The sequence below is a fragment of the Streptomyces sp. NPDC111656 genome, from assembly GCF_055656965.1.
The window spans coordinates 104629-122306 of the sequence record NZ_JBVKCA010000026.1 but is presented as its reverse complement, the minus strand read 5'-3'; the positions used below and the strand labels follow the sequence as shown (position 1 = coordinate 122306).

General features: G+C 68.9%; 9 protein-coding genes, 1 tRNA gene and 1 rRNA gene. 10 read left to right on the top strand and 1 reads right to left on the bottom strand.

Annotation, left to right across the window (positions count from 1 at the left end; translation table 11 throughout):
• The 3 genes from rrf to ACZ7M3_RS45260 form a co-directional block, all read left to right on the top strand.
• Positions 1-91, top strand: a 5S ribosomal RNA gene (gene rrf / locus ACZ7M3_RS45270); the annotation flags it as partial.
• Positions 92-205: 114 nt separating this feature from the next.
• Positions 206-868: a DegT/DnrJ/EryC1/StrS family aminotransferase gene (locus tag ACZ7M3_RS45265; protein ID WP_472071693.1), complete on the top strand. Its 663-nt coding sequence runs from the start codon at positions 206-208 to the stop codon at positions 866-868.
• A gap of 84 nt (positions 869-952) precedes the next feature.
• Positions 953-1028: transfer RNA gene (locus ACZ7M3_RS45260), tRNA-Thr, on the top strand.
• 64 nt (positions 1029-1092) lie between these two features.
• Here the strand turns inward: ACZ7M3_RS45260 and ACZ7M3_RS45255 are convergent.
• Positions 1093-3840: a SpoIIE family protein phosphatase gene (locus tag ACZ7M3_RS45255; RefSeq protein ID WP_472071681.1), complete on the bottom strand. Its 2748-nt coding sequence runs from the start codon at positions 3838-3840 to the stop codon at positions 1093-1095.
• A 422-nt stretch (positions 3841-4262) separates the two neighbouring features.
• Between ACZ7M3_RS45255 and ACZ7M3_RS45250 the strand changes: the two genes are divergently transcribed.
• The 7 genes from ACZ7M3_RS45250 to ACZ7M3_RS45220 all read left to right on the top strand — a co-directional run bounded on the left by ACZ7M3_RS45250 (position 4263) and on the right by ACZ7M3_RS45220 (position 17656).
• Entirely contained in the window at positions 4263-9758 is a 5496-nt protein-coding gene (locus ACZ7M3_RS45250; protein WP_472071679.1) for a HAMP domain-containing protein, read from the top strand.
• A 301-nt stretch (positions 9759-10059) separates the two neighbouring features.
• Positions 10060-10743, top strand: coding sequence for a response regulator (locus tag ACZ7M3_RS45245; RefSeq protein WP_054228614.1), 684 nt, complete (start codon positions 10060-10062; stop codon positions 10741-10743).
• Between the two features lie 124 nt (positions 10744-10867).
• Complete coding sequence (locus ACZ7M3_RS45240; RefSeq protein ID WP_472071678.1) at positions 10868-13606, top strand: DNA translocase FtsK; 2739 nt, start codon at positions 10868-10870, stop codon at positions 13604-13606.
• Positions 13607-13919: 313 nt separating this feature from the next.
• Positions 13920-14774 carry a helix-turn-helix domain-containing protein gene (locus ACZ7M3_RS45235; RefSeq protein WP_355623678.1) on the top strand — a complete coding sequence of 285 codons (855 nt, stop codon included), beginning with the start codon at positions 13920-13922 and terminating at the stop codon, positions 14772-14774.
• Between the two features lie 142 nt (positions 14775-14916).
• Positions 14917-16404, top strand: a complete 1488-nt coding sequence (rimO, locus tag ACZ7M3_RS45230) for a 30S ribosomal protein S12 methylthiotransferase RimO (protein WP_452969113.1) — start codon at positions 14917-14919, stop codon at positions 16402-16404.
• On the top strand, positions 16401-17114 hold the full coding sequence (gene pgsA, locus ACZ7M3_RS45225) for a CDP-diacylglycerol--glycerol-3-phosphate 3-phosphatidyltransferase (protein ID WP_472071676.1): 714 nt from the start codon (positions 16401-16403) through the stop codon (positions 17112-17114). Before rimO ends, pgsA begins: the two co-directional genes overlap by 4 nt.
• On the top strand, positions 17111-17656 hold the full coding sequence (locus ACZ7M3_RS45220; protein ID WP_472071674.1) for a CinA family protein: 546 nt from the start codon (positions 17111-17113) through the stop codon (positions 17654-17656). The genes pgsA and ACZ7M3_RS45220 overlap by 4 nt, the downstream gene beginning before the upstream one ends.
• The last annotated feature ends 22 nt before the right edge of the window (positions 17657-17678 follow it).

Sequence of the window (17678 nt, the reverse complement as noted above, 5' to 3'; positions counted from 1 at the left end):
GCCCGGTTACATTCCGAACCCGGAAGCTAAGCCTCACAGCGCCGATGGTACTGCAGGGGGGACCCTGTGGGAGAGTAGGACGCCGCCGAACTCATATTAAAAGAGCTGGTCCCCGAACTTCGGTTCGGGGACCAGCTCTTTTTTGTTGTCCGACACTTTGCGTTCACTTTGCGCGACAAGCATCCGCGGCATGGGTACAGCTGCAATGCTCAGGGCCGCGGGCGTCGGAGTCGGCGACGAGGTCATCGTGCCGGCGTTCGGGAACGTCGAGGTCGCGGAGGCCGTGACCCAGGTCGGTGCGTCGGCCGTCTTCGCCGACATAGACCCGGTGACGTACTGCCTTGACGCCGGCGCCGTCGAGGAGGCCGTGACCCCGCGGTCGACCGCTGTCGTCGTCGTACACCGCTTCGGTCGGTCGGCCGACATGGTGCGGCTGCGGGACGTCGGGCAGCGGCACGGGCTTCTGGTGCTGGAACTGGGCGAGTCCGAGGCGCCGTACGACGAGATCGCGCAGCGCAGGGAGCGGGCCGCCTATCTCGACGGGCGGCTGAGCGGAGTGCGCACGCCGGACGGCGGCGACGGACACACGTACCAGCAGTACATCGTGCGCGTGCCCGGCAATGGTCGGCCGGACCGGGACGCCTTCGCACGGGCCGTACGGGCCAAGGGAGTTGAATGCCGGGTGCCGGTGAAGACGCCCGTGCACCGGCTGCCCGGGTTCCGTCGGGGCGTGCACCTCCCGGAGACGGAGCGGGCCGCCGACGAGACCCTCGCGCTGCCCGTGGACGCGTCGTTGACGAAGCGGGAGATGCAGCGGATCGTCTCCGCGTGCAATGCGCTCGGCGGATTGCTGCAGCCCGCCTTCTGATCCGTCGGGACTGGTTGGGAGCACGCCGCTGTTCGGGGTATGATCTATTTCGTTGCCGCGAGGGAAACCTCGAAAGGGCGACCGGCCCCCCTAGCTCAGTCGGCAGAGCGTCTCCATGGTAAGGAGAAGGTCAACGGTTCGATTCCGTTGGGGGGCTCCAGCAGAAAAGGCCTCCGCCCTCACGGGCGGGGGCCTTTCTCATGTCCCGGAGTCGAGCTCCGACCTCAGTCCCGGTGAAGACCCGGCACCCGCATAGCCAGAATCGCCATGTCGTCGGACGGGGCGTCGGAGGCGAAGCGCTCGACCGCGCGCATGATGCGGGCGGCCACCGCTCCCGCCGTGAGGCCCGTACACGTGGTGAGGACGTCCGTGAGGCCGTCGTCGCCCAACATGCGGGTGCCCTCACGGCGTTCAGTGACACCGTCCGTCACACACAGCAGCACGTCGCCCGGGTCGAGGGTGATGGTCTGCTCGTACAGCTCCAGGTCCTCCATGACACCGAGGAGCGGCTGCGGTTCGGCGGCCGCCTCCACGGTGCCGTCCTGGCGCAGGCGGAGCGGGAGCGGGTGGCCCGCGCAGACCACCTTCAGCATGGCGCTGCCGTCCTCCTGGGGCCACAACTCGCCGTACAGCAGGGTCAGGAAGCGGCTGCGGGCGCCCTCGTCCAGGATCGCTGAGTTCAGGCGTTCCAGGACCGCCGGGCCGCCGAAGCCCTCGCGGGCCAGGAGGCGCAGGGCGTGCCGGGCGAGGCCCGTGACCGCCGCCGCCTCCGGGCCCGTACCGCAGACGTCGCCGATGGCGAAGCCGTAGACGCCGTCACGGATCGGGAAGAGGTCGTAGAAGTCGCCGCCGACCTCGTTGCCCTCGCCGGCCGCGCGGTAGATGACCTCGACCTCGACGCCGTCGATGTGCGGGAGGTCGGGCGGCAGGAGGCTGCGCTGGAGGGACTGACTGATGGCCGTGCGCTCCGAGTACAGGCGGGCGTTGTCGAGGGCCAGGGCGGCCCTGCGGGACAGGTCCTCGGCCAGTTCCAGGATTTCCTGGCGGAAGTGTTCGTCGGAGGGCTTGCCGAGCGTGAGCATGCCGATGACGCGGTTGCGGGCCACCAGGGGCAGGACGACGGTCTCGCCGCCGACCGCCGCGGCGGTCGCCAGGGTCGTACCGATGCCGGAGGCGACGGAGGCGGGCGCGCCGAGGCCCAGGCTGCGCATGGAGGTGCGCAGAGCCGCCTGGTGGGCCGCCTCGCCCGGGGCCGCCCAGACGCGGGCGCCGGGGGTGGGGACCGGGTCCGGTGGGGCGATCTTCGAGAGCAGGGCCTTGAGACCGTCGATGCGTTCCTCGTCCTCGTGCAGGACGTACGAGAGGTATGGGTCCGAGGCCTGGTCGGCGATCGTGTAGACCGCGCACCAGGTGGCGAGGGTCGGGACCGTCATCTGGGCCATGAGGGCGAGGGTCTGGTCGCGGTCCAGGGTGCCGGCGAGCAGGTCGGAGGCCTCGACGAGGAAGCTCAGCGAGCCGCGGCGCAGGCGTTCCAGCTCGCCCAGGCGGGCCGATTCCACCGCGAGCGCGATGCGGTCGGCGGCGAACTGGAGGCGCAGGGCCTCCTCGTTGGAGTAGCGGGAGGGCCCCTCGGCCGCGACACCGAGGGAGCCGGTGAGGCGGCCCTCGACCTTCAACGGAACCGTGACGACCGAGCGCATGCCGGTGCCGGCCAGCAGCGGTACGGCGCCGGGGACGACCGTCAGGTCCTCGTGGACGGCGGGCATGCGGGCCGAGCCGTAGCGGCCGGGGCCCGCCTCGACGGGGACGCGGGCGAAGCGCTGGCGGGCGGAGGGCAGGCCCGTCGAGGCTCGTACCTCCAACTCCGTCTCGTCGTCGGTCGCGAGGAGCAGGAACGCGGAGTCGCCGTCGAGCATGTCGCGGGCGCGCTCCACCGTGCGCTGGAGGAGGCCGTCCAGGTCGTCCGGGGCGGGGGAGCCGATGAAGACCTCGAAGGGGTCCGTGGCCTGGCCCTCGGAGCTGGTCGTCGTGTCGGTGGCCGACGCCCGCAACGGGGTCTGCAGGACGGCGCGTTCGTGGTCCCGTACGAGGAGGCAGACCGTGGAGGGTTCGCCGCCCGTGTCGCGTACGCGGAGGTGGGAGGCGTAGACCGGGATCACGCGGCCGCTGGCGCCCCGGAGTCCGTAGGTGCCCTCCCAGCGCGAGAGTTGGAGGGCCTCGACGATGCCGGTGCTGGTGCCCGGGGTGTGCGGCCAGGCGGCGAGGTCGGTGAGGGGCTTGCCGATGACCTGTTCGGCGGCGTACCCGAAGAGGTCCTCCGCGTCCTCGTTCCAGGCGGAGATGGCGCCGACACGGTCGATCTGGATCACCGCGACGCGGACGCGGCCGTCGGCGAGCGGAAGGAGGTCGGCGGGGAGGGAGGGGCCCGCGGTGCGGGTGCCGACCGGGCGATCGGGGAGGTCGAGGTGGAACCAGACCTGCTTGTGCGTGGGGGAGTAGTCGACGCCCCAGCGGCCGGCCAGGGCGGCGCACAACTGGAGTCCGCGTCCGCCTTCGCGGTCGGGGCTGCCCATGTTCACAGCCGTCGCCTGGAGTGGAATTTCACGTTCCGGGTAGCGGTCTGCCACCTCGATGCGTACGCCTTCGTCGCTGCGCAGACACAGAACGTCCGCGGAGGTGCCCGCATGCACAACAGCATTGGTGACGAGTTCGCTGGTCAGGACCACCGCGTCGTCGACGATGTCGGCGAAGCCCCAACCCTGGAGGGTGTCGCGGACGAAGGATCTGGCGGTCGCGACCGATCGCCCGACGGGATCGAAACTGGCGGCCGCGCGCGCGGTGATCACAGCACTCCTTGTCCGGTTGTCGGCGTGGAGGGCCCCGTGGTCGACCCGCTCCTGCCGGGGCAGTGCCTGGTTCCCCGTCGGCCGAGGATCCTGGGGCTGTCCCCCAGGATGCAGTCCGGTGGTCATGGTGCGGTGCCCCTCCGATGCCTGCCCGCTCGTTCTTGTGCCACCGCCCAGGCCGGACAAACCGGTGTGGCTGGACAGCCGCATGCAAGGTTACTTACCTTCGCCGTCCATGCGGATGCCGGTCACCAGTGTTTCCGTCGGGAGAGGGGCAGAGTTTCCGTTCGGACAGGTGCCTGTGTTTCCGTCCTGACGAGGCTGTGCCCGCCTCCGGGCGGTGTGCGGACGATGTGCGAAGCTGCCGAACTGTTATGGCCTGGTTCAGCCGGGGTGAAACACTGGGCAAGCTCCAGTGAGAAGGTCGGACAGGCTGAGAGCCTGCCGGTTCGCCGAGCAAGTAGTACCTGAGCACGAGCAGTAGTACCCGAGCAAGCAGTACCCGAGTACGCCGAGCAGTAATGGTCGACCCTTGCGGGAGGGACACAGTGGAGTCTGGCGCAGCGACGCGGGGCGGTAAGACGCGCGCGGAAGACGGACAGTCCCTGAACAACCGGCGCACACCACGCAATGGCACCACCGAGGTGGATACGGCTGCCCTGAACAGGCTGCTGACGGCCCTGGTGTCGATGCGGGACGGCAATTTCCGCAAGCGCCTCACGGTCTCCGGTGATGGCGTGATGTCGGAGATCGCGGCTGTCTTCAACGAGGTGGCGGACCGGAATCTGCATCTGACGGGTGAGCTGTCGCGGGTGCGGCGGGTGGTCGGGCGTGAGGGAAAGCTCACGGAGCGGCTGGAGTCGGGCGCCTGCGAGGGTTCCTGGGGTGCCGCGATCGACGCGTCGAACGCGCTCGTCGACGACCTCGTACGACCGGTCTCCGAGGTCGGCCGGGTGCTGTCCGCGGTGGCGGAGGGCGATCTGTCGCCGCGTATGGAGCTGCGGGCGCAGGCGGCGGACGGCAACGGGCATCCGCTGCGCGGGGAGTTCCTGAAGGTCGGACGGACGGTCAACAACCTGGTTGACCAGCTGTCGACGTTCACCGACGAGGTCACGCGGGTGGCCAGTGAGGTGGGCACCGAGGGCAAGCTGGGCGGGCAGGCCCGGGTGCGCGGAATGTCCGGTTCGTGGAAGGACCTCACGGATTCGGTCAACACCATGGCGTACCGGCTGACGGCTCAGGTACGTGACATCGCTCTCGTGACGACGGCGGTCGCGAAGGGCGACTTGTCCCGGAAGGTCACGGTTCATGTGGCCGGCGAGATGCTGGAGCTGAAGAACACCGTCAACACGATGGTGGATCAGTTGTCCTCGTTCTCCTCCGAGGTGACGCGCGTCGCCCGCGAGGTGGGCACCGAGGGCGAGCTCGGCGGCCAGGCGCAGGTGCCCGGTGTGGCCGGTGTGTGGAAGGACCTCACCGATTCGGTGAACCTGATGGCCGGCAACCTCACGGCCCAGGTGCGCGGGATCGCGCAGGTGACGACGGCGGTCGCGAGCGGTGACCTGTCGCAGAAGGTGACCGTTTCCGCACGCGGCGAGGTCGCGCAGCTCGCCGAGACGATCAACCAGATGACCGAGACGCTGCGGACGTTCGCGGACGAGGTCACGCGTGTGGCCAACGAGGTCGGTGGCGAGGGGCGGCTGGGCGGGCAGGCGAACGTGCCGGGCGCGGCGGGGACGTGGAAGGACCTGACGGACTCCGTCAACACGGTGTTCCGCAACCTCACGACCCAGGTGCGGGACATCGCCGCGGTGACGACGGCGGTCGCCAACGGTGATCTGTCGCAGAAGGTCACCGTCGACGTGGCCGGCGAGATGCTGGAGCTGAAGAACACCGTCAACACGATGGTCGACCAGCTGTCGTCGTTCGGTGTCGAGGTCACGCGCGTGGCGCGCGAGGTCGGTGTCGAGGGTGAACTGGGCGGCCAGGCGCAGGTGCCGGGTGTGGCCGGTACGTGGAAGGACCTCACCGACTCCGTCAACACGGCGTTCCGGAACCTGACGGGTCAGGTCCGCAACATCGCGCAGGTGACGACGGCGGTCGCGAACGGTGATCTGTCGCAGAAGGTGACGGTCGACGTCTCCGGAGAGATGCTCCAGCTGAAGAACACCGTGAACACGATGGTGGACCAGCTGTCCTCGTTCGCCGACCAGGTGACGCGGATGGCCCGGGACGTGGGCACGGAGGGCCGCCTCGGCGGTCAGGCCCGCGTGGACGGCGTGTCCGGTACGTGGAAGGAACTCACCGACTCCGTCAACTTCATGGCGGGGAACCTGACCTCGCAGGTACGGCAGATCGCCCAGGTCACCACGGCGGTGGCGCGGGGTGACCTGTCGCAGAAGATCGACGTGGACGCGCGCGGCGAGATCCTGGAGCTGAAGAACACCATCAACACGATGGTCGACCAGCTCTCCGCCTTCGCGGACCAGGTGACGCGGGTGGCCCGCGAGGTGGGTACGGAGGGCCGGCTCGGCGGTCAGGCGCAGGTGCCCGGCGTCGCCGGTGTGTGGCGCGACCTGACGGACTCCGTGAACGGCATGGCGGGCAACCTCACCGCCCAGGTGCGCAACATCGCGCAGGTCGCGACCGCGGTGGCGCGGGGTGACCTGTCGCAGAAGATCGACGTGGACGCGCGCGGCGAGATCCTGGAGCTGAAGAACACCCTCAACACGATGGTGGACCAGCTCTCGAACTTCGCCGAGCAGGTGACGCGGGTGGCCCGTGAGGTGGGCACGGAGGGCATGCTCGGCGGTCAGGCCGAGGTGCAGGGTGTCTCCGGCACCTGGAAGGACCTCACGCAGTCCGTGAACTTCATGGCGAACAACCTGACCATCCAGGTCCGTAACATCGCCGAGGTCACGACGGCGGTCGCCATGGGCGACCTGTCGAAGAAGATCACCGTCGACGCCAAGGGCGAGATCCTCGAACTCGTCACCACCGTGAACACGATGGTGGACCAGCTGTCGTCCTTCGCCGAGCAGGTGACTCGAGTGGCCCGCGAGGTGGGCACCGAGGGCATCCTGGGCGGCCAGGCGCACGCGTCGGGCGTCACGGGCATCTGGAAGGACCTCACCGACAACGTCAACCTGATGGCCAACAACCTGACCATGCAGGTGCGCAACATCTCCCAGGTCGCCGCGGCCGTCGCCAACGGCGATCTGACCCGTACGGTGACGATCGAGGCGCGCGGCGAGGTCGCGCAGCTCGCCGACACCTTCAACACCATGGTGAAGACGCTGAGTTCGTTCGCCGACCAGGTCACCAAGGTGGCCCGCGAGGTGGGCACGGACGGCATCCTCGGCGGGCAGGCGCACGTCCCGGGTGTGGCCGGTACGTGGAAGGACCTCACCGAGTCCGTGAACGGGATGGCGTCCAACCTGACCGGTCAGGTGCGCAACATCGCGATGGTCACCACGGCCATCGCCAAGGGCGACCTCACCAAGAAGATCGACATCGACGCGCGCGGCGAGATCCTGGAGCTGAAGACCACCATCAACACGATGGTCGACCAGCTGTCGTCCTTCGCCGAGGAGGTCACCCGAGTCGCCCGCGAGGTGGGTACCGAGGGGCAACTGGGCGGCCAGGCACGCGTACGTGACGTCGACGGCACCTGGCGCGACCTCACCGAGTCGGTGAACGAGATGGCCGGGAACCTGACCCGGCAGGTGCGTGCCATCGCGCGCGTGGCGACCGCGGTGACCCGCGGCGACCTGAACCTGAAGATCGACGTGGACGCCTCGGGCGAGATCCAGGAACTTCAGGACTACATCAACAAGATGATCGCCAACCTGCGCGACACCACCATCGCCAACAAGGAGCAGGACTGGCTCAAGGGCAACCTCGCCCGTATCTCCGCGCTGATGCAGGGGCGCCGCGACCTCGACGACGTGGCCTCGCTGATCATGAGTGAGCTGACGCCGGTGGTCTCCGCCCAGCACGGCGCGTTCTTCCTCTCCATGCCGCTGGTCGACGGCAAGGAGGCGGGCAACGACGAGGACGCGTACGAGCTGCGCATGCTCGGCTCGTACGGCTACTCGATGGGCTCCATGCCGACGTCGTTCCGGCCCGGTGAGGCGCTGATCGGGACGGCGGCGCAGGAGAAGCGCACGATCCTGGTGGAGAACGCGCCGAGCGGTTATCTGAAGATCTCGTCCGGGCTCGGCGAGGCGCCCCCGGCGCAGGTGATCGTTCTTCCGGTGCTCTTCGAGGGGACCGTGCTGGGCGTGATCGAGCTGGCGTCCTTCACGCCGTTCACGCAGATCCAGAAGGACTTCCTGAACCAGATCGCCGAGATGATCGCGACGAGCGTCAACACCATCTCCGTCAACACCAAGACGGAGGTGCTGCTGAAGCAGTCGCAGGAGCTGACCGAGCAACTCCAGGAGCGGTCAGCCGAGTTGGAGAACCGGCAGAAGGCCCTCCAGGACTCCAACGCCCAGCTGGAGGAGAAGGCCGAACAGCTCGCCCAGCAGAACCGCGACATCGAGGTCAAGAACACCGAGATCGAGGAGGCGCGGCAGGTCCTGGAGGAGCGTGCCGAGCAGCTCGCGGTCTCCATGCGCTACAAGAGCGAGTTCCTGGCGAACATGTCGCACGAGCTGCGGACGCCGCTCAACTCCCTGCTGATCCTCGCGAAGTTGCTCGCCGACAACGCCGAGTCGAACCTGACTCCCAAGCAGGTCGAGTTCGCGGAAACGATCCACGGTGCGGGTTCCGACCTGCTCCAGCTGATCAACGACATCCTCGATCTGTCGAAGGTCGAGGCGGGCAAGATGGACGTCTCGCCGACCCGCATCGCGCTGGTCCAACTCGTGGACTACGTAGAGGCCACTTTCCGTCCGCTGACCGCGGAGAAGGGCCTCGACTTCTCCGTCCGGGTGTCGCCGGAACTGCCCGCCACGCTGCACACCGACGAGCAGCGCCTCCTTCAGGTGCTGCGCAACCTGCTCTCCAACGCGGTGAAGTTCACCGACTCCGGAGCGGTCGAGTTGGTGATCAGGCCCGCCGGCGCGGATGTCCCGGTGGCGATCCGGGAGCAGCTCCTGGAGACGGGTTCGCTGCGGGACGCGGACGCCGGTCTGATCGCGTTCTCGGTGACCGACACCGGCATCGGGATCGCCGCCAGCAAGATGCGGGTGATTTTCGAGGCCTTCAAGCAGGCGGACGGTACGACGAGCAGGAAGTACGGCGGTACGGGTCTGGGGCTGTCCATCTCGCGGGAGATCGCGCGTCTGCTCGGCGGTGAGATCCACGCCCAGAGCGAGCCAGGACGCGGTTCGACGTTCACGCTGTATTTGCCGCTGCACCCGAGCGAATTGCCCCCGCAGGGCTACGGGCAGCTCGCGCCCGCTCTGGAGGCCGGGGAGCTGCTTGCCTCGGAGGCGGAGCTGTCCGGGGTCGACATCGAGACGCCGGCCGAGGTGAAGTCGTACCAGGACACGCAGAACGGGCCCGCCGCGCTCTTCAGGCGGCGCCGCAGGGCGCTGCCCGTGACCGAGCAGCGCCCGGGGCTGCCGGGGCTGAACGGGGCCGCCGGTGCCTCTCAGGAGCAGTGGGCGAGTGGGGGTCAGCAGGAGGCGGCGCCGCAGCCGCGCCGAGGCATCCGGTTCGAGGGCGAGAAGGTACTGATCGTCGACGACGACATCCGCAACGTGTTCGCGCTCACCAGCGTCCTGGAGCAGCACGGCCTGTCGGTGCTGTACGCCGAGAACGGCCGTGAGGGTATCGAGGTGCTGGAGCAGCACGACGACGTGACGGTCGTCCTGATGGACATCATGATGCCCGAGATGGACGGCTACGCCACGACGACGGCGATTCGCCGGATGCCGCAGTTCGCCGGGCTGCCGATCATCGCGCTCACGGCCAAGGCGATGAAGGGCGACCGGGAGAAGGCCATCGAGTCCGGCGCGTCCGACTACGTCACCAAGCCGGTCGATCCCGACCATCTGCTCTCCGTGATGGAGCAGTGGATGCGCGAGGAGTGAGCGGGATGGGTGTCGCCGGGTGGTGCGGGCGGCCGGGAAGCCGGGCTGTGCGTGCCGAGTCGGCGGCGCGGGGCGCCCGACGTCGTATAACTGACGGTGGCCGAAGCCGTGTAGAAGTGCGGGATTCGGGGAACCTTCTGGTCTCCCGCTACGTTTCTGCTACGTGCACAGTGACATCGCGGTGACAGGGTGTGGCGACAGGCGGGGTGCGGCTACCATGACCGGCACAAGGACGGGCGACGCAAGGGAGTCGTCCTCTGGGGCGGCGCCCGGTGCACTGCCGGGGCGAGGAGGGCGGGCCATGGTGCAGAAGGCCAAGATCCTTCTGGTCGATGACCGGCCGGAGAATCTGCTGGCGCTGGAGGCGATCCTCTCCGCGCTCGATCAGACACTGGTACGGGCATCGTCCGGAGAGGAAGCGCTCAAAGCGCTACTGACCGACGACTTCGCGGTCATTCTGCTGGACGTCCAGATGCCTGGAATGGACGGTTTCGAAACCGCGGCGCACATCAAGCGGCGTGAACGGACTCGGGACATCCCGATCATCTTCCTCACGGCGATCAACCACGGCCCGCACCACACCTTCCGGGGGTACGCGGCGGGTGCGGTGGATTACATCTCCAAGCCGTTCGACCCATGGGTGCTGCGCGCGAAGGTCTCGGTCTTCGTCGAGCTCTACATGAAGAACTGCCAACTGCGCGAGCAGGCAGCGCTGCTGCGGCTGCAGCTGGAGGGCGGCGGCAAGACGGCGCTCGGCTCGGCCAAGGAGCCGGCCGGTCTCCTCGCCGAACTCTCCGCGCGGCTCGCGGCCGTTGAGGAGCAGGCCGAGGCGCTGTCCAAACAGCTCGACGACGACTCGGCGGACGCGGCGGCGGTGGCGACCGCGGCCCATCTCGAACGCAAACTCACGGGACTGCGCCGGGCGCTGGACGCGCTCGAGCCGGGCACGGGAAGCGGCGCACCGTCGGTGCCGTCGCAGAACTGACCTCCGAGGAGGCCGTCGTTCGCGGTGAGCGCGCGTCAGTTCTGGTCCCTGGTGCGGGCGACACGAACGGGTGAAGCAGTAGGCACACGTGTCCGCTGTCGTCTCCACCGGTAACCTCACACTCATGGCCTCACGTCAGTCCGCAGCCAAGAAGCCGCCCGCGAAGAAGGCGGCCGCTCCGACGAAGGCTGCGGCGAAGAAGGCCCCCGCGAAAAAGGCAGCCACCAAGAAGGCGCCCGCCAAGAAGGTCGCGGCGAAGAAGGCCCCACCCGCGTCGGCGCCCAACCCCACCGCGGGCGTGTACAAGCTCGTACGCGCCGTGTGGCTGGGCCTCGCGCACGCCGTCGGCGCGATGTTCCGCGGCATAGGTCGGGGCGCGAAGGGGCTCGACCCGGCGCATCGCAAGGACGGGCTCGCGCTGCTGCTGATCGGGATCGCGCTGATCGTCGCGGCGGGCACGTGGTCCAACCTGCACGGTCCCGTCGGTGACCTCGTCGAGATGCTGGTGACGGGTGCCTTCGGCCGCCTCGACCTGCTGGTGCCGGTACTGCTCGCGGTCATCGCCGCCCGCTTCATCCTGCATCCCGAGAGGCCGGAGGCCAACGGGCGCATCGTGATCGGCCTGTCCGCGCTCGTCATCGGCGTGCTCGGCCAGGTCCACATCGCCTGCGGGGCGCCCGCGCGCAGCGACGGCATGCAGGCGATAAGGGACGCGGGCGGGCTCATCGGCTGGGCGGCGTCGACGCCGCTGACGTACATGATGGGCGACGTCCTCGCGGTGCCGCTGCTCGTGCTGCTCACGATCTTCGGCCTGCTGGTCGTCACGGCGACCCCCGTCAACGCGATCCCGCAGCGGCTGCGGCTGCTCGGGCAGAAGCTGGGCGTCGTCCAGGCCGATCCCGACGAGGACGCCTACGGCGAGGACGACGAGCGCTACGACGAGCAGTGGCGTGAGGCGCTTCCCGCCCGCTCCCGGCGGCGTTCACGCGCCCCTGAGGGACACGACGCGGAGAGCGCCGAGGAGGAGGCGCTCACCAGGCGCCGCGGCCGTCCCCGGCGGCCCGGTGTCCAACAGCCCGACATGAGCCGGCCCATGGACGCGGTGGACGTCGCCGCGGCCGCCGCCGCCGCGCTCGACGGCGCCGTGCTGCACGGGATGCCGCCCTCCCCGCTGGTCGCCGATCTGACGCAGGGCGTCACGGCGGAGCGTGACGGCTACGAGGAGACGACCCCGGTGCCGGCCGCGCGCGCCAAGGCCGTCCCGGGCGCCAAGCGGCCCAAGCAGGAGGCCCTGTCCGTCGAGTCCGTCGTGCCCGACCTCACCAAGTCCGCGCCCGACGCGCCCCGCGACCTGCCCCCGCGCGCGGAGCAGCTCCAGTTGTCCGGCGACATCACCTACTCCTTGCCGTCGCTCGACCTCCTGGAGCGTGGCGGGCCCGGCAAGACGCGCAGCGCCGCCAATGACGCGGTGGTCGCCTCGCTCCAGAACGTCTTCATGGAGTTCAAGGTCGACGCCGCAGTCACCGGCTTCACGCGTGGTCCGACGGTCACGCGCTACGAGGTCGAGCTCGGCCCCGCCGTGAAGGTCGAGCGGATCACGGCGCTCACCAAGAACATCGCGTACGCCGTCGCAAGCCCCGACGTGCGGATCATCAGTCCGATCCCCGGCAAGTCGGCGGTCGGCATCGAGATCCCCAACACCGACCGCGAGATGGTCAACCTCGGGGACGTGCTGCGCCTCGCGGACGCGGCCGAGGACGACCACCCGATGCTGGTCGCGCTCGGCAAGGACGTCGAGGGCGGCTATGTGATGGCCAACCTGGCGAAGATGCCGCACGTGCTCGTCGCCGGAGCCACCGGTTCCGGTAAGTCCTCGTGCATTAACTGCCTGATTACGTCCGTCATGGTCCGGGCGACCCCCGAGGACGTCCGGATGGTCCTCGTCGACCCCAAGCGGGTCGAGTTGACGGCGTACGAGGGCATCCCGCACCTGATCACGCCGATCATCACCAACCCGAAGCGGGCCGCCGAGGCGCTGCAGTGGGTCGTACGGGAGATGGATCTGCGCTACGACGACCTCGCGGCGTTCGGCTACCGGCACATCGACGACTTCAACGAGGCCATCAGGAACGGCAAGGTGAAGCTGCCCGAGGGCAGCGAGCGCGAGCTGACGCCGTACCCGTATCTGCTGGTGATCGTCGACGAGCTCGCCGACCTGATGATGGTCGCCCCGCGCGACGTCGAGGACGCGATCGTGCGCATCACGCAGCTCGCGCGTGCGGCCGGCATCCACCTGGTGCTCGCCACCCAGCGGCCGTCCGTGGACGTCGTCACCGGTCTGATCAAGGCGAACGTGCCGTCCAGACTCGCCTTCGCCACGTCGTCGCTGGCGGACTCGCGCGTCATCCTCGACCAGCCGGGTGCCGAAAAGCTGATCGGCAAGGGCGACGGGCTCTTCCTGCCGATGGGGGCCAACAAGCCCACCCGTATGCAGGGTGCCTTCGTCACCGAGGACGAGGTCGCGGCCATCGTGCAGCACTGCAAGGACCAGATGGCGCCGGTCTTCCGGGACGACGTCACCGTGGGCACCAAGCAGAAGAAGGAGATCGACGAGGACATCGGTGACGACCTCGACCTGCTGTGCGCCGCCGCCGAACTGGTCGTCACCTCGCAGTTCGGGTCCACCTCGATGCTCCAGCGCAAGCTGCGGGTCGGCTTCGCCAAGGCCGGGCGGCTGATGGACCTCATGGAGTCCCGCGGCATCGTCGGGCCCAGCGAGGGCTCCAAGGCGCGTGATGTTCTCGTGAAGGCCGACGAGCTGGATGGAGTGCTCGCCGTGATTCGTGGGGAAGCTGAAGCGTAGAGCTTTTGGCGGAGGAAAACAGGACAGGTCGGTCACCGTACGGGTGAGATCTCGGTGGCTCGGTCATGGCGCGGACGGTTCGCTCCGTGACATGTGGATATTCGAACGTGACTCACCCGTAAGGGAAAGACGGGCAACCGTTTCCCTTCGTCGTACGTCAAGTTGAGCGAGGGGACAGGTCCCTGTCCCAACATCAGGGTGACCGGCCATTCTGATGGCGTACAAAGTCCCACCGCCCGGTTGCCCCACCCTTTCATACCCCCCCTAAACTGAACCTCCAGCACAGGTGGCTACACGCTCGAAAGGCGCCCCCGTGTCCATCGGCAACTTCCCTGACGGCAACTCCCCCGAAGACGAGCGCCCGTTCGACGAATATCGCGAAGAAGGCCTCTCGGTCGGTCGTTCCCTGCGGCAGGCTCGCATCGAGGCAGGACTGACCGTTGACGACGTCAGCAACGCCACCCGGGTCCGTATCGCCATCGTGCAAGCGATCGAGCAGGACGACTTCGCCCCCTGCGGCGGTGACGTGTACGCGCGCGGCCACATCCGGACGCTGGCCCGGGCCGTGCACATCGATCCGGCCCCGCTGCTCGCCCGCTACGACGCCGAACACGGCGGGCGACCCGCGCCCACCCCCGCCGCCCCGATGTTCGAGGCGGAACGGATCCGTCCCGAGCGCCGCGGGCCGAACTGGACCGCCGCCATGGTCGCGGCGATCGTCGCCGTGATCGGCTTCGTCGGGTTCACCGTGGTCAAGGGCAGCGGTGGGAGCGACGCGAAGTCGTCGGTCGCCGAGGGCTCCACACCGACCGCCAGTACGTCCACCACCTCGGCCAGTCCCAAGATCAGCAAGCCCGCCGACCCGAAGCCCGAGCCCACCGACAGCGCCATCGCGGCGGCCCCGCAGGACAAGGTGACCGTCCAGGTGAGCGCCCCCGACGGGCGCAGCTGGATCTCCGCCAAGGACCACAACGGTCGGCTCCTCTTCGACGGTCTGCTCAAGCAGGGCGAGTCCAAGACCTTCCAGGACAAGACGAAGATCGACCTGGTTCTCGGCGACGCGGGCGCCATCAAGCTGTACGTGAACGGCAAGAAGATCGACGACCAGTTCCAGCCCGGCCAGGTCGAGCGACTGACGTACACGAAGGGCGACCCCGTCGTCGGATGACTTCGGACGGCCGTGAGGGTCGCACAAAGGGCTCACGAAACGGGCGCACCAAGGGCGCACCGCACAGGCGGGTACGGGGTTGGCCAAGATCGGCCAACCCCGTCGACGTGGGCTGTCAGTGAGACAAAGTAGTCTTGAGCCCATGCCTGAACGCCGTACCGTCGCACTCGTCACCCTTGGCTGCGCCCGTAACGAGGTGGACTCGGAGGAGCTCGCAGGCCGCTTGGAGGCGGACGGCTGGCAACTCGTGGAGGACGCCGAAGAAGCGGACGTCGCCGTCGTCAACACCTGTGGCTTCGTCGAAGCCGCCAAGAAGGACTCCGTCGACGCCCTCCTGGAAGCCAATGACCTCAAGGGGCATGGCAGAACCCAGGCCGTCGTGGCGGTGGGCTGCATGGCCGAGCGGTACGGCAAGGAGCTCGCCGAGGCCCTCCCCGAGGCCGACGGCGTGCTCGGCTTCGATGACTACGCGGACATCTCGGACCGCCTCCAGACCATCCTGAACGGCGGCATCCACGCCTCCCACACCCCCCGTGACCGGCGCAAGCTGCTGCCGATCAGCCCCGCCGAGCGGCAGAGCGCGGGCGAGGAGGTGGCCCTTCCCGGCCACGGCGCGCCCTCGGACCTCCCGGAGGGCGTCGCCCCGGTCTCCGGCCCGCGTGCGCCTCTGCGTCGCCGCCTGGACGGCTCCCCGGTGGCCTCGGTGAAGCTCGCCTCCGGCTGCGACCGGCGCTGCTCCTTCTGCGCCATCCCGTCCTTCCGCGGCTCCTTCATCTCGCGCCGCCCCAGCGACGTACTGAACGAGACCCGCTGGCTGGCCGAGCAGGGCGTCAAGGAGATCATGCTGGTCTCCGAGAACAACACCTCGTACGGCAAGGACCTGGGCGACATCCGCCTCCTGGAGACCATGCTGCCCGAGCTCGCCGAGATCGACGGCATCGAGCGCGTGCGCGTGAGCTACCTCCAGCCCGCCGAGATGCGCCCCGGGCTCATCGACGTGCTGACCTCCACGCCGAACATCGCGCCCTACTTCGACCTGTCCTTCCAGCACTCCGCCCCCGACGTGCTGCGCGCGATGCGACGCTTCGGCGACACGGACCGCTTCCTGGAGCTGCTCGACACCATCCGCTCCAAGGCCCCGCAGGCCGGCGTGCGGTCCAACTTCATCGTGGGCTTCCCCGGCGAGACCGAGGCCGACCTCGCGGAGCTGGAGCGCTTCCTCACGGGTGCACGCCTCGACGCCATCGGCGTCTTCGGCTACTCCGACGAGGACGGCACGGAAGCGGCGACGTACGAGAACAAGCTCGACCAGGACGTGGTCGACGAGCGCCTCGCGCGCGTGTCCCGGCTCGCCGAGGAGCTGGTCGCGCAGCGCGCCGAGGAGCGCGTCGGTGAGACCCTCCACGTGCTCGTCGAGTCGGTCGGCTCCGCCGACGGGGAGGAGTGGGGTGCGGTCGGCCGTGCCGCGCACCAGGCGCCCGAGACCGACGGGCAGGTGCAGTTCACAAGCGGCGAAGGTCTGACGGTGGGCCGTATCGTCGAGGCCAAGGTGGTCGGTACGGAAGGTGTCGACCTGGTGGCCGAGCCGCTCCTGGGCTCGCTCCCGTGTACTGAGGAGGCGGCCAGATGACCGGAGCCCCGGCGTCCGCGGCGGGCGGCTCCCCCAGCGCGAACGGCGCGGCGGGCGCTCCCGGCGTTCCCGGGGGCTCCAAGCCGGCGCGGGGCGGGAAGCTGGGCGCTGTGGCCGTCAATCAGGCCAGCCTCTGGAACATCGCGAACATCCTGACCATGATCCGGCTCGTCCTGGTGCCGGGTTTCGTGGCGCTGATGCTGGCCGACGGCGGGTACGACCCCGCGTGGCGTGCCTGGGCGTGGGCGGCCTTCGCCGTCGCCATGATCACCGACATCTTCGACGGGCACCTGGCGCGTACGTACGACCTGGTCACCGACTTCGGGAAGATCGCCGACCCCATCGCCGACAAGGCGATCATGGGTGCGGCGCTGGTCTGCCTGTCCTACCTCGGTGATCTGCCGTGGTGGGTGACGGGAGTGATCCTCGGGCGCGAGCTCGGGATCACCCTGATGCGCTTCCTGGTGATCCGCTACGGGGTCATTCCGGCCAGCCGCGGCGGCAAGCTGAAGACCCTCGCACAGGGAACCGCGGTCGGGATGTACGTCCTGGCGCTGACGGGGCCGCTGGCCACCCTGAGGTTCTGGGTGATGGCCGTGGCGGTCGTCCTGACCGTCGTCACCGGACTCGACTACGTGAGACAGGCCATTGTGCTGCGCAGGAGCGGGATCGCCGAGCGGCAGGCGGCGGTCGAGGAGGCAGAACGGTGAGTTCTGCGGCCGCCGAAGTGCTGCGACTACTCAAGGTGAGGGGCGAGACGCTCGCCGTCGCCGAGTCGCTGACCGGTGGTCTGGTGGCGGCGGAGATCACCGCGACGCCCGGGGCCTCCCAGGCCTTCCGGGGCTCCGTGACGGCGTATGCCACCGAACTCAAGCGCGAACTGCTGGGTGTCGACGCCACTCTGTTGGCCGAGCGTGGTGCGGTGGATCCGCAGGTCGCGGCCCAGATGGCGGCCGGGGTGCGCAAGGCGCTGGGCGCGGACTGGGGGATCGCGACCACTGGTGTCGCGGGACCCGAACCCCAGGACGGGCAGCCGGTCGGGACGGTTTTCGTGGCCGTCGACGGGCCGTCCCGAGCATCTTTTCGTACTGCTGGCGGCGGGAAAGTGATACCGCTGCGGTTGAACGGCGACCGGGCGGAAATCCGTATGGAGAGTGTACGGAGCGTACTCGCACTGCTCCTGAAGGAGCTGGCGGGCGAACAGACCGGGAATGAGCGGGCACAGGATACGGAACAGAACGGGGGGTTTTGATGTTTGCAGCCCTGAGTGAACA